This window comes from Streptomyces boluensis, from assembly GCF_009908195.1.
Classification (GTDB): Bacteria; Actinomycetota; Actinomycetes; order Streptomycetales; family Streptomycetaceae; genus Streptomyces; species Streptomyces boluensis.
In genome coordinates, this window is sequence record NZ_JAAAHS010000238.1 from 1 (window position 1) to 12,026 (window position 12,026).

General features: G+C 69.9%; 12 protein-coding genes. 5 read left to right on the forward strand and 7 right to left on the reverse strand.

All coding sequences use genetic code 11. The features are described 5' to 3' along the window. A partial coding sequence (locus GUY60_RS25190) for a TetR/AcrR family transcriptional regulator (protein WP_161701680.1) occupies positions 1 to 549 on the reverse strand: 549 nt, incomplete at its 3' end. 100 nt (positions 550 to 649) lie between these two features. After that, positions 650 to 2,125, reverse strand: coding sequence for an MFS transporter (locus GUY60_RS25195; RefSeq protein WP_161701682.1), 1,476 nt, complete (start codon positions 2,123 to 2,125; stop codon positions 650 to 652). Positions 2,126 to 2,189: 64 nt separating this feature from the next. Between GUY60_RS25195 and GUY60_RS25200 the strand changes: the two genes are divergently transcribed. Both GUY60_RS25200 and GUY60_RS25205 read left to right on the forward strand, forming a co-directional pair. Continuing rightward, entirely contained in the window at positions 2,190 to 3,026 is an 837-nt protein-coding gene (locus GUY60_RS25200) for an ArsR/SmtB family transcription factor (RefSeq protein WP_161701684.1), read from the forward strand. Between the two features lie 124 nt (positions 3,027 to 3,150). Next, positions 3,151 to 4,158 carry a TauD/TfdA family dioxygenase gene (locus GUY60_RS25205; RefSeq protein ID WP_161701686.1) on the forward strand — a complete coding sequence of 336 codons (1,008 nt, stop codon included), beginning with the start codon at positions 3,151 to 3,153 and terminating at the stop codon, positions 4,156 to 4,158. A gap of 78 nt (positions 4,159 to 4,236) precedes the next feature. Here GUY60_RS25205 and GUY60_RS25210 read toward each other — a convergent pair whose 3' ends face one another. Both GUY60_RS25210 and GUY60_RS25215 read right to left on the reverse strand, forming a co-directional pair. Beyond that, positions 4,237 to 4,956, reverse strand: coding sequence for a response regulator transcription factor (locus GUY60_RS25210; RefSeq protein WP_246235617.1), 720 nt, complete (start codon positions 4,954 to 4,956; stop codon positions 4,237 to 4,239). Between the two features lie 97 nt (positions 4,957 to 5,053). Further along, positions 5,054 to 6,238, reverse strand: a complete 1,185-nt coding sequence (locus GUY60_RS25215; RefSeq protein ID WP_161701691.1) for a LeuA family protein — start codon at positions 6,236 to 6,238, stop codon at positions 5,054 to 5,056. A 293-nt stretch (positions 6,239 to 6,531) separates the two neighbouring features. On the opposite strand from GUY60_RS25215, the gene GUY60_RS25220 reads away from it, so the two are divergent. Beyond that, a complete protein-coding gene (locus GUY60_RS25220) occupies positions 6,532 to 6,735 on the forward strand; it encodes a hypothetical protein (protein WP_161701693.1) in 204 nt (67 codons plus the stop codon). Between the two features lie 24 nt (positions 6,736 to 6,759). On the opposite strand, the gene GUY60_RS25225 is transcribed toward GUY60_RS25220, so the two are convergent. The 3 genes from GUY60_RS25225 to GUY60_RS25235 all read right to left on the reverse strand — a co-directional run bounded on the left by GUY60_RS25225 (position 6,760) and on the right by GUY60_RS25235 (position 9,219). Next, positions 6,760 to 7,785 (reverse strand): enolase C-terminal domain-like protein, encoded by a 1,026-nt coding sequence (locus tag GUY60_RS25225; protein ID WP_161701695.1) that lies wholly within the window; start codon positions 7,783 to 7,785, stop codon positions 6,760 to 6,762. A gap of 150 nt (positions 7,786 to 7,935) precedes the next feature. Next, positions 7,936 to 8,490 carry a hypothetical protein gene (locus GUY60_RS25230; RefSeq protein WP_161701697.1) on the reverse strand — a complete coding sequence of 185 codons (555 nt, stop codon included), beginning with the start codon at positions 8,488 to 8,490 and terminating at the stop codon, positions 7,936 to 7,938. Between the two features lie 48 nt (positions 8,491 to 8,538). After that, a complete protein-coding gene (locus tag GUY60_RS25235; RefSeq protein WP_312866416.1) occupies positions 8,539 to 9,219 on the reverse strand; it encodes a hypothetical protein in 681 nt (226 codons plus the stop codon). 356 nt (positions 9,220 to 9,575) lie between these two features. Between GUY60_RS25235 and GUY60_RS25240 the strand changes: the two genes are divergently transcribed. Together GUY60_RS25240 and GUY60_RS25245 are read left to right on the forward strand one after the other, a co-directional pair. Next, entirely contained in the window at positions 9,576 to 10,421 is an 846-nt protein-coding gene (locus tag GUY60_RS25240) for a GNAT family N-acetyltransferase (protein WP_161701701.1), read from the forward strand. After that, a complete protein-coding gene (locus GUY60_RS25245; RefSeq protein ID WP_161701703.1) occupies positions 10,418 to 11,713 on the forward strand; it encodes an amidase domain-containing protein in 1,296 nt (431 codons plus the stop codon). Before GUY60_RS25240 ends, GUY60_RS25245 begins: the two co-directional genes overlap by 4 nt. Positions 11,714 to 12,026 lie beyond the last annotated feature (313 nt).

Consider the following 12,026-nt stretch of genomic DNA (forward strand, 5'->3'; position numbering starts at 1 on the left):
CCCGAGAAGCTGCAACGCCCCCCGAACCGCCGCGTCGAACGGCTCCGCCGACTCCGCCGAGCGGGCCACCACGTACCCGCCCTGCACCACCGCGGCGAGCATCGCGCCGACGGCCTGCGGGTCGAGTCCGGGGGCGATGTCGCCGGCCGTCTGGCCCTCGGCGACCAGGTCCGCGAGCCGGGCGCGGAGCCAGGCGAAGAGGGCGTCGAGGGGGGCGCGGAGGCGGTCCTCCTCGATGACGTCGAAGTCCATCGTGAGCCGGCCGATGGGGCATCCGCGCAGTACGTCGCGCTCGCGCAGCAGGTACGACGCGATGCGCCGGGTCGCCGTGCCGGGGCCGGAGAAGTGGGCCTCGGCCGCGTCCTTCAGCTCTTGCGCGCTGCGCTCCATCGCCGCGAGGGCGAGGCCGGCCTTGCCGTCGAAGTGGTGGTACATGCTGCCGACGCCGACGCCGGAGCGCTCCTGGATCGCCTTGGGGCTGGTGCCGACGTAGCCCCGCTCCCAGAGCAGTTCGCGGGTGGCCTCGATCAGCCTTTCTGGAGTCGCCATGGCGGGCACTCTATCCACTCGTTCCGGCGCTTGACCAAGGGTTCGATCAGGTGCCTGATCAGGCATTTCGATGCGCCCATCGGAGATTTCGATGGGGGCGTCAGGCCGCGCTGCGGGCCGCGCGGCGCCGTACCGAGAGGGCGAGCACCGCACCGGTCGCGAAGGCCACGGCGGCGATACCGGCCGAGAGGCGCAGGCCCGAGGTGAAGTCGGTGGCGGCCGCGGCGAAGGTGCCGAACAGGGCCACGCCGACGGCGCTGCCGACCTGCCGGGAGACGTTGAAGACGGCGGAGGCGATGCCCGCGCCGGACGCGGGGGCGGACTCGATGATGGCGGCGGTGGCGGCGAGGGCGGTCATGGTCTGGCCGAGACCGGTGGCGACCAGGGCGAAGAGGAGCACCGGGTACGGGGTGTCGGGCCGGGCGAGCAGCCAGCCGAGGAAGCCCACGGTGCCGAGGATCAGGCCGGCGGCCATCGGGACGTACGGGCCGGTGCGGGCGGCGATACGGCTGAACAGCGGGGCGGCGACCAGGCCCATGCACACCGAGGGCAGCAGGGCGAGACCGGTGGCCAGGACGCTGAAGCCGCGCTCCTGCTGGAAGTAGAGGGTGGTGAGGAAGAGCATGCCGTAGTAGCCGAGGCTGATGAGCAGGCCGATCGCGGCGGTCGAGGTGAAGGCGCCGGAGCGGAACAGGGACGGCGGGAGCAGCGGCGAACGCTCGGTGCGGCCCTGCGTCTCGCGGCGCTCCAGGGTGCGCTCCACCAGGGCGAAGGCGAGCAGCGCGGCGACGCCGACGGTGAACGCGGTGACGACGAGCGGCGAGGTCCAGCCCTGCGTACCGGCCTCGTTGAGGCCGCCGGCCAGGGCGACGAGACCGACGATGCCGAGGATCTGGCCGATCGGGTCCATCTTGCGGGCGGCCGACTTGCGTACGGACGCCGGGATGTGACGCATGGTCAGGTATACGGCGAGGGCGGCGACCGGCAGGTTCAGCCAGAACACGGCGCGCCAGTCGGAGCCGGAGATGAGCAGTCCGCCGACGGCGGGCCCGGCGCCGAAGGCGACCGAGGCGACGGCGCCCCAGATGGCGATGGCCCTGGCCCGTACCGCGCGGTCCGGGTAGGTGGCCTGGAGCAGTGCGAGGGACGCGGGCACGAGCAGCGCGGCGCCCGCGCCCTGGGCGAGCCGGCCGGCGATCAGCGTGCCGGGGGTGGCGGCGAGGCCGCAGGCGAGCGAGGCGGCGCTGAAGACGCCGAGTCCGGTGAGGAACATCCGGCGGTGCCCGAGCCGGTCGGCGAGGCCGCCGCCGAGGAGCAGCAGTCCGGCGAAGACTGTGCTGTAGCCGTCGACGATCCACTGGAGCGCGGCGGCGCCGGTGTCCAGGGAGGTGCGGATGTCGGGGATGGCGACGTTGACGACGGTGACGTCGAGCATCACCAGGAAGTAGCCGAGGCTGAGAGCGATCAGCGGGGGCAGGGCGAGCGCGGGCTTGGTGCGCTTGCCCGTCTCGGGGGCAGGGGCCGACGGCTGCGGGGCCGTCCGCTGCGCGCTGGGGGTGATCTCCGTGGTGGTCATGGAACGATCATTGGCGCCAGACACTTCGCTGGGCGTCGAAGTGTCGATGTCGTACGCTGTGATCATGCCGAAAGCCAGTAGCGCCAAGGGACAGCCCGGTGACCGCAAGGGACAGGCCGGTGCCCCCACGGGAGCCGACCGGCAGGGCGAGCCGCTCAAACGGCAGACCGACATCGCCCGCGCCGCGGCCCTGATCGCCGACCCCTCGCGCGCCCGCATCCTGAAGTGCCTGGCCGACGGGCGTGCCCTGCCCGCCAGCGCGCTCGCCGGGGAGGCGGGGGTCGGAGCGGCCACGGCCAGCGCGCATCTCGCCAAGCTCGTCGAGGGCGAGCTCGTCACCGTGAAGGAGCAGGGCCGGCACCGCTACTACCGCCTGGCGGGCCCCGACGTGAGCGCCGCCCTGGAGTCCCTGGCCCTGATCGCCCCGCCGCTCGCGATCACCTCGCTCAAGCAGAGCAACCGCACCAACGCCCTGCACCGCTCCCGTACCTGCTACGACCACCTGGCGGGGCAGCTCGGCGTCGCCCTGATGCGGACCCTGCTCGAACGGCACGTCCTGACCGGACACGACGGCATCCACCGCCCGAAGGAGGCGGTACGGGACCGGCCGTCCGCGTACGGCCGCGACATCCACTACGAACTCACCGACGAGGGCCGCGTCCAGCTCGCCGAACTCGGCGTCGACACCGACCAGTTGCCGCCCCGCCGCCCCGCGGTCCGCTACTGCGTCGACTGGAGCGAACACCAGCACCACCTCGCCGGCGGCCTCGGCGCGGTCCTCACGGCCCGCCTCTTCGACCTGGGCTGGGTGCGCTGGGGCGCGAGCCCGCGCGTCGTGCATCTGACGGACGAGGGGGCGGTGGGGTTGGAGCGGTCTTTGGGGCTTGTGCTGTCGGACTGAGGCACACGGCGCGGGCCGGGCTCCACCTTTGGCGGAGCCACAGCTCACCCTTGGCGTACACGGCCACCGCCCGCTCCTCCAACAGCCGATGTACGGGGCCCCACCGGCCGCGATGCTCAAGGCCATGGAACCGATCTACGTACTCTCCGATGCCGAGCGCGAGCAGCTCGCCGCCGTTCTGCACTCCGTGGGCAAGAGCCCGTACGAGGACTACGAGGACTTCTCGCGTGCCGTCGGTGACGTGGTGGCGCGGGGTGAGGTGCCCGCGTTCTTCGCCGATGTGTGCGCGCGGATCAGGGACGACCGTCGCAGCGGTGCCGGTGACGCGCATGTGCTGCGCAACTGCCCGCTGGACGAGGAGATTCCGGAGCTCGACCTGGACGACCCGGTGGCGGACAAGCACGCGAAGAAGAAGACCTTCGTCGGCGAGGCGTTCCTCGAGCTGTTCGCCCAGCTCGTCGAGACCCCGCTGCTGTCCTACGCGACGCGGTTCAACGGCGACTTCTTCACCGACGTCGTCGCCATCAACCGCTACAGCGGGATGCAGACCGGCTTCAGCGACAGCGAGCTCGTCTACCACAACGACCGTACGGCGCACCCGGTGCGCGCCGACTTCATCTCGCTGCTCGGCATGCGCTGCCCCGACGGCGACTTCGTCTACACCGGCTTCGTGGACGGCCGCGACCTCCTCGCGCACCTCAGCGAGGAGGACCAACTCCAGCTCAGGGAAGCGCAGTTCATCACGCCGTTCGATGTGTTCTCACGGGACAACAACGAGGACCTGACGGTGTCCGAGGTGCACCCGATCCTGGAGAACCACCACAGTTTCCGCTACCTGGACACCTGCACCACGGCCGCGCCGGGCGCCCCCGAGTCCGCCAAGGACGCGCTGCTCGCCCTGAAGAACGCGATGGTGCGCGCGGACAAGACCCGGCACCGTATCCGCACCGGTGACCTGTTCACCTTCGCCAACCAGGACGGGCTGCACAGCCGCGACAAGATGGAGATCAACGACCCGGCGCGGGCCCGCCGCCGCTGGCTGCTGAAGACCTACGCCTTCCGGGACGCGGCCGCCGCCGAGCAGCACGCGGACCGCTGGCTCGACGGTGTGCGCGGCCGCGTGGGCGACTGACCCGGCCCGCCCATGACTTCCAGCCGACGGCGGCCACCCCGACCCCCGGGCCGCCGTCGGCTGGACCCTGTGTACCTCTCACGACCACGGGGGCCGGTCCCCGTCCAGGGCCTGGCGCATCAGCAGCACGGCCTCCAGGCGGTTGCGGACCGACAGTTTGGTCAGGGCGTGCGAGACATGGCTCTTGACCGTCGCCGACGTGACCTTGAGGCGGCGGGCCGTCTCGTTCGTGGACAGGCCCTCCGCGAGCAGGGTGAGCACCTCGCGCTCCCGCTCCGTGAGCGAGCGAAGCAGCACGCCGACCGAGCGGTCGCCGCGCTCCCTGCGGGGCGCGGCCGCGTGCGCCTGCGGCGTCCACAGGCCGACGAGTTCGGGTGACACCACCACGTATCCGGCCGCCGCCGCCCGTACGGCAGCCGCGAGCCGGCCGATCTCCGGGTCCTTGACCAGGGCGCCGACACAGCCCGCGGCGAGCGCGGCCGCGAGCGTGCGGCCGGTCCAGCCGGTGCCGAGCAGCAGCACCCGCAGGCCCTTGTGCACCAACTCGGCGGCCACCGGGTCGGGTTGGGCCCGGGAGGCGTCGGCGAGTACGACGACGTCCACGCCGCTCAGCGGCCAGCGGTGCAAGGGCTCGCCGCTGTCGGCCGTGCCGAGCACCTCGATCCCGTCCGCGCTGTCGAGGGCGGACGCCAGGACGTGCCGGGACACCGGGTCGGCGTCGGCGAGCAGGACGTACACGTCGGGGCGTTCCCGCTCGTACAGCAGCACCCCGCCGTCCGCGGCGTTCCGCACGGTCATCTCCACCTGGGTCTCCGTTCCGTAGCCACCTCGCCGTCCACCTCGCGGCGACGAGCGGGCCGGGGCCGACAGGTGTCGGCCCCGGCCCGGAGGGTTCTCACGCAGCGGCCGGCAGGGCCGCACCGAGCAACTGCCCGGCGAGGCGGTCCTTGAGGACCGAGATGTCCTCGCAGTCGCCGCCCGCGCGCTCGGCGATGTGCGTCCGGTACAGCTCGGTCAGCTCCGTGTCGCTGACCGTGATGTCCAGCTCGTCGAGGATGTGCCGCAGCACGGCACGGCCCGAGTGCCGGCCGATCAGCAGGGAGCGCTCGCGGCCGAACCGGGCGGGCTCCACGTACTCGTACGTCGCGGGGTGCAGCAGCATGCCCTGCTGGTGGATACCGGCCGCCGTGCCGAAGGCGTACGTCCCGAAGATCGCCTTGTTACGGGGCTCCTCCAGGCCGATGACCCGGCGCAGCGCCGTGTACGCCTCGTACATCGCGGACACGTCGATGTCCGTGTGCATCCCGAGGACCTCGCCCTTGTACGTGAGCAGCGCGGCGAGCTCCTCAAGGGGGGTGTTGCCGGCGCGCTCGCCGATGCCGCCGAGGGTGGCCTGCACCTCGTCCGCGCCGGCCTCGATGCCCGCGACCGCGTTGGCCAGGGAGAGCCCGAAGTCGTTGTGGCAGTGGGTGGCGATACGGATCGCGTCGGGCAGCCAGCCGCGGAACCTCGTGATGAGGGCCGCGTACTCCTGCGGCAGGTTGCACCCGGAGGTGTCGGCGACCACGAAGCAGGTGGCACCGGCCTCGACGGCGCCGAGCGCGATGCCGCGCAGCAGCTCGTCCTCGCCGCGGCTGGCGTCCTCGATGCCGACGGACACGGCCTCGACACCGAGGGCGTGGGCGTGGGCGACGGTGTCGGCGACCTCGTCGACGGCCTGCTGACGGCTGATGCCGCGCTTGTGCAGCAGGTGCATGTCGCTGCCGGTGGCCATGATCTGCACCTGGTGGCGGTCGGTGCCGCCCGCTCGGACGGCGGTGTCCACATCGGCCCGTACGGCCCGGCAGAACGTGGTGAACCGGGCCGATGTCAGGTTCCGCGAAATAAGCCGGGTGGCCTCGAACTCGCTGGGCGAGGAGGCCGGAAATCCCGCTTCGATGAAGTCCGCGCCGAGTGCTTCTATTCTCAGCGCGATATCGAGTTTCTGCCGTGGATTCATCGCGTTTCCGGGCGCCTGCTCGCCGTCCCGGAGCGTGGTGTCGAAAATGGATATCCGGCGTGAAGCTGCCGTCTCTGTCATCAGGTCCCCTTCCTGGGTCGATGCTGCTCTCGCAGCTCAACACCCTGGAGACTAGGTCGATTCGACGGTGTGGCGAGCCGGGCGCCGTGGCCGGTCAGGGCCATGACCCGGATGGGTCGAGCACATCTTTCTTGAATTACAGATACAGCGGGAGTGGCCGGTCCGGGACACGGCACAGTTGGGTCAGCTCCACCCTTGCCCGAAGGTGGAGGTGGAATGCAAAGGTTCCCTGGAAAGCGCGACCAGACCGCGCCCTGCTCTTTGTATTCGTCACGGAAGAAGGAATCACGATCATGCTGACCACCTCTCTCGGCTCTCTCGGCTCCACCGGTATCGCCGCCAAGTTCGTCCGCCTGTGCGCGCTCGGCGCCGCCGCCACCGCCCTGGCCGGCACGGCCGCCCTCGCGAGCAACGCCAACGCCGGCGCCGGCGCCGATGCCTCCACGACCCGCACGACGGCGGGCACGTACACGACGGACGACCTGATCTGGGGTTGAGAGGACCGTGCGAAGCGTGGGGCCCTATCCCCACAGGGACGGAGCGGGCGGGGCCAACACCCCGTCCGCATCGTCCTGTTCGGCCACCGGCTCGCCCGGGACGCGCAGCCACCGCGAGAAGTTGACCTGGTCCGCGCCCGCCGCGACATGCAGCGCCGCCGCCCAGGAGCGCAGGGTCGCCGGCGGGGCGCCGAGCAGCACCGACAGGCCGCGCTGGTCGGCCTGCCGCATGATGTCGAGGGTCGCGGTGAGTCCGCCCACGGCGTCCGGTTTGAGGTTGATGCCGTCGTACCGCGACACCAGGCGCCCGATGTCACCGCCCTCCCCGTACGCCAGGTCGGCGATGATCGGGAACGGCCGACGCAGCGCCGCGAGCGCGCCCGACTCCCCTTCCGGCAGCGGCTGTTCGAGCAGCCGGACGCCGTGCGCGTGCAGCACCGGCAGCATGGTGCGCAGCCGGTCCACGTCCCAGGCCCCGTCCGCGTCGGCCATCAGCCACGCGTCGGGCCGGTGGCGGCGCACCGCGTCGAGCCGCGCCAGGTCGTCCTCGATGGCACCGGCGCCGAGCTTCAGCTTGAGCGAGCCGAAGGCGTCGCTGTCCTTCAACTCCACTTCCAGACGCGGGTGTTCGACCAACGGCACGGTGAGTACGGCCGGCACGGGGCGGGGCCGCGGCACGCCGAGCAACTGCCAGGCGCGCTGCCCGCTGCGCTTGGCGAGCAGGTCCCACAGGGCGGCGTCGAGGGCGCTGCGCAGCGGTCCGGGGGGCAGCAGCCCTTCGAGCTCCACGGGGCTGATCATCCGCTCCAACCGGTCGCGGGCGGCGCCGAGTTGGCCACGTACGACGTCGGGGGTATGCGCGTCGAGATACGGCAGCAGGGTCGCCTCGCCGCGTCCGGCGCTGCCCGCGTTGCGCAGCGTCACCCGCAGCACGGACCACGCACGCCCCTCGTCGGCGGCCCGGCCGTGCGGCGGCGCGACGGGCAGAACAGCACACCGGACCCGCATCGGTGTCCCCGTCAGGGACTTGAGGAATGCGGGGTCGAACACGAGGGCTCCAGACTCACTGCAGCTTGCCGGGCCACCATCGTGACGCGCGCCCCAGGCAGCCACCAGAGGGGCGGTACGGCACGCTCCGGCGTGGCCGCAAGCGGACAGGTGCGCCGGTCGCCGGGAGGACGGCCTCAGCTCTGGACGGCCTCAGCCCTGGACCGTGGAGAACCCGGGCCGGTTCTTCGCGATGTTCCGTGTCTTCCTGGTGTTGGCCGACTCGGCGACCAGGGCGAGGACCGCCGGGGACGTCGCATGCTCGGCGAGGAAGCGCTGCATCCAGTCCGTGACCTCCGCCAGTTCGGCCGCTGTCGGCACGTGACCGTCCTCGACGGAGAGGTAGAACAGCCAGTCGCGGATACGTCGGCGGATGAACTCGCGGGACCCCTCAGCCTTGAACTGGTCGATCTCCGGCAGCAGTTGGTCCGACCACTGCCGGAACTCGGCGGGACCGGTCGCCGCCCTCATCGCGATCGCGTCCACGAGCTCGACCACCGCCCTCTTGGCCCCCAGATCGTTGGGGTCACGCAGAATCGTGGCCACGATTCCGCGGTCCCGGTCGCGGCTCGGCGAGTCAGCGGTCACCTCGATGACGCGTAGATACGCGGCCGTCCGGACGTGCTCGTCGGCAAGGGCTTCGTCGATGTCCACGTCGAGGATGCCGACCTCCGCCAGCAACTCGGCCACATCGGAACGCAATGTCATCGCTTCATCCCTCTGCCGCGCGGCGGGAGTGCCGTTGCCCGACCGTCGTCATCTTGCCCATGATGGGCTGAACTCCACATGCAGTTGTTCCCAGTTGCGCATTTTTGGTGTGTCCAAGCCCCAGTCGTAAAGGGGTCGGCAAACGTGATAATTGCAGGCTCCGGGGATGTAGAGATGGGTAGCGGCTTCGGGGGGTCCGTACTTTGTGACGGCGAATATCTCCTTGGCTCCTTCCCGGAAGGCTGCGCTCCCGCCGGTCAGTAACAGCGTCTCGGCGTAGATATTCTTGCGAAGGAGGAATCCATCCGCCTCCTTCGGGCTGTCCGGAATGATGTAGTCGGCATCGAGGTCAGGAAGGTCTCGCTCCGGCACACTGGCGGTGTGGAGCTCACGGACGGTGTTCCCCGTGTTGAGATGCTCCCGGATTCGCTTCCAGCGCGAAGGGCGAAACTGCGCTGTACGGGGAGCCAGCACGAGGTCGAGTGGCTGCCCGCCTTCCTCGCCGACGCCTACGGCCGGAGCGGTACGCATCGGCAGGTAGACCAACGATCGCGGCGACCGCGCTGCGAGCAGCCACAGGGTGCCAATGCGTCTGCCGTCCGTTCGGTCCACGTACATCTCATAGTGGTCGCGCCCCTTGTAGAGCGCCCCGTTCTTCAGCGGTCCAGCCGGCCGGATCACACGGTATTCCGTACCTGCAAGCCGCACCTTCTGCACGACAATCCTCACTCGCAGACTGTCCCGGGTCAGAGGGGCCCGTGACGCAGCCATGTCGCTCGCTCCTGCCTGTTGATCCGGTCAGCCATGCCGCGCCGCCGGTGAGCCCGTTTCCGCTCAGGCGCGGTGAGGGGTGCCGAGCAGTCCCGGCGGACCGACTCTAGATCCGCTCACTCGGCAGAAGCCACACGGTTTCAGACCCGAGCACGGTGCGGCGGGGCCGCCTCAACTGGGCGTGGATCGGCGCCTGTTGAACCATCCACGAGCTCCGGCCCGAGGGCGCGGCCGACTTCGACCATCCTTGCCGTACAGGCTGATGGCTGTGAGGCTTTCGCCCTGCTCTGTGTCCCGCCGTTGGAGGCCTCCCGATGATGACCTGGCGTCGGCTCGCTGAGCGCGACTTCCCGTTGCTGATGTCCTGGCTGGAGCAGCCGCACGTGGCCCGTTGGTGGAACCATGAGACCTCGCTCGAGGCGGTGTCACGGGACTTCGGCCCCGCCGCCAAGGGCGAGGAACCTTCGGAGGACCTTCTCGTCCACCTCGGCGACCGCCCGATCGGCTTGGTTCAGCGTTGCCGTCTGTCCGACTACCCCGCATACCTGGCTGAGCTCGCCGCCCTGGTCGAGGTGCCTCCCGGGGCAATGACCATCGACTACCTGATCGGAGAGCCACAACAGGTCGGCCGAGGGCTCGGTCCACAGATGATCCGATCAGTCATCCAGGCGACCTGGAACGACCACCCTGACGCGCCCTGTGTCCTGGTGCCGGTGCCGGCGGCCAACCGAGCATCCTGGCGGGCGCTGGAGAAGGCCGGACTACGCCGGGTCGCCGAGGGCGATCTGGAGCCGGACAACCCTGTCGACGACCGGGCCCACTACGTCTACCGAACGGTCAGCATCCGCCGGGGCCTGGGCCGCCCGTCCGGATCCGGCCTGATCCGAAGGGCACTCCTGGGCGGCAGAAGCGATGCGGACGCCTCCATTTGCGCGGTCGATGCTTACGATTTCTCCATACTTTCCGACCTATGGCGCTCTTGTTTCACAGAAGGGCACGGAGTCAGGATCCTCCTGTTCTGTACGCAACAGGGCAGGCTGTGTCCGAAGGCAGTGACGGGGGGTCCTGTGGCGCGAGGTGTGCATGACCGGTGTCTCTCAAGGGGCCGAGTCCGCTACGCGGGGACGGTGCCCGAAGATCAGGAGAGGCATCAGAGATGACGGATCGCAAGAGACGGGCCTTGGTCACATTCGGACTGGCCACAGCAATGGCGTTACCCATGGCGCCGGCCCGCGCACTGTCTGGAACAGGCGGCCTGGATGGGGAACTTGATCTCAATCTCGGGCTGGGTGGCAAGTTCCTCGACATCACGGTGACGCTCGGTCAGCGCAGGCGCCTGGTGCTGAGACTGGCGCAGGAGTATCTCGCCGCGCGGGACCAGGGCTGGAAGGACCCTCAGGGGCCGGGTGACGGGATGGCCGCCATCAAGAAGGAAGGGGCGAAGGTCGCGACTCAGCCGGAGGCCTTCGCCGCCGGCCCGGCCGTGTTCGCGGCCGAAGGGGCGGATGCTCTGCACGCCACCGAGGTTGACACCGGCTTCGTCGATGACGCGACGGTCGAGTTCGAGGGCAATACGGCCACCGTGACCCTCACGTCCGGCACGTTCCTGAGCTGGAATGACGCATCGCTCGGCACTTCGAGCCTGAGTGACACCTACGTGGTGACCTTGGAGCGGGAGAACCGCACGTGGACCGTCACCAAGGCGGCTTACGTCCCGACCCCGAGTACGGCGGCCCCGAAGGCGGCCGCGACGTCAACTGCCGCGTCGGAGACGGCTGATGGTGTGAGCACCATGGCGGCCCATTCCTACGACCGCGACGCGGCGGTCGCCTACGCGCTCAGGTGGTCGGAGGTGTACAAGAGCAGCAGGGGGAACCATCCAGTGTCTTTCGCGCGGAACCCGGAGTACGAAGATCTGGGTACCGCGAACTGCGCGAACTTCGTCTCCCAGTCTCTGCTCGCCGGCGGCTGGACCAGGCGGTACGGCGTGGACCGGGACGACCCCGACAACTGGGACGACAACCTCAACGGGCCCTACACGTTCTCCAAGACGTGGACCAGGGCCAATTGGCTCTTCGACCTCACCGTCAAGTACCGGGGGTGGGAGCGGAACTTCTGGCCGCCGGCAGATCCCACCACGGGGCCTGGCGATCCTGACTTCGCCATCTGGGAACTTGAGCCAGGCGACCTGATCTTCACGGACTGGGACACGGAAGTGCCGGACGGCGTGCAAGACCACGTCATGATCGTCACGGGGACATACACCAACCCCAGCGACGAGTTCACCGAGCCCACCTACTCCCAGAACTCCCCGAATCGGCACAATCTTCCGCTCAGCGTCGGAATGAAGATGGCCTATTACAGGCGAGGGGGCAACGAAGGCGACCCCAACCACAACGAGAACCAGCCTATCTTCGTCCCGGTCAGGCTCAAGGACTCCTTCGATGAGTGACTCGCGCGTCGAGCCGGTCTGACGGACTGCGGGCCCGCCGTACAACCGATTCAGTCAGAAGCGGCGTGTGCGGCGGGCGGGTTTGCGGGGTCTGGTGCGTGCAGCTGCAAGGCGGAGGAGGGCGCCGCTGCGATGAACCGAAGGAGATGGAGGAGGCCCTAGTCCAACAACCCCATCTTCGCCGCAGTGATCCCCGCCTGGAACCGGCTCTCCACCCCGAGCCGTGCCATCAGGTCGGCCATCACCCGGCGCAACGTCCGTACCAGGCCGACAGCCGGGCACGCTGCGGCTCGGCCGCAAGTGGACAGGTACG

Bases quoted from the DNA above. Each gene is read 5' to 3' on its own strand.
- GUY60_RS25220 (WP_161701693.1), top strand. From the start codon at position 6,532: ATGCTGACCACCTCTCTCGGCTCTCTCGGCTCCACCGGTATCGCCGCC.
- GUY60_RS25205 (WP_161701686.1), top strand. From the start codon at position 3,151: ATGGAACCGATCTACGTACTCTCCGATGCCGAGCGCGAGCAGCTCGCC.
- GUY60_RS25210 (WP_246235617.1), bottom strand. From the start codon at position 4,956: ATGACCGTGCGGAACGCCGCGGACGGCGGGGTGCTGCTGTACGAGCGG.
- GUY60_RS25245 (WP_161701703.1), top strand. From the start codon at position 10,418: ATGACGGATCGCAAGAGACGGGCCTTGGTCACATTCGGACTGGCCACA.
- GUY60_RS25200 (WP_161701684.1), top strand. From the start codon at position 2,190: ATGCCGAAAGCCAGTAGCGCCAAGGGACAGCCCGGTGACCGCAAGGGA.
- GUY60_RS25215 (WP_161701691.1), bottom strand. From the start codon at position 6,238: ATGACAGAGACGGCAGCTTCACGCCGGATATCCATTTTCGACACCACG.
- GUY60_RS25195 (WP_161701682.1), bottom strand. From the start codon at position 2,125: ATGACCACCACGGAGATCACCCCCAGCGCGCAGCGGACGGCCCCGCAG.
- GUY60_RS25230 (WP_161701697.1), bottom strand. From the start codon at position 8,490: ATGACATTGCGTTCCGATGTGGCCGAGTTGCTGGCGGAGGTCGGCATC.
- GUY60_RS25240 (WP_161701701.1), top strand. From the start codon at position 9,576: ATGATGACCTGGCGTCGGCTCGCTGAGCGCGACTTCCCGTTGCTGATG.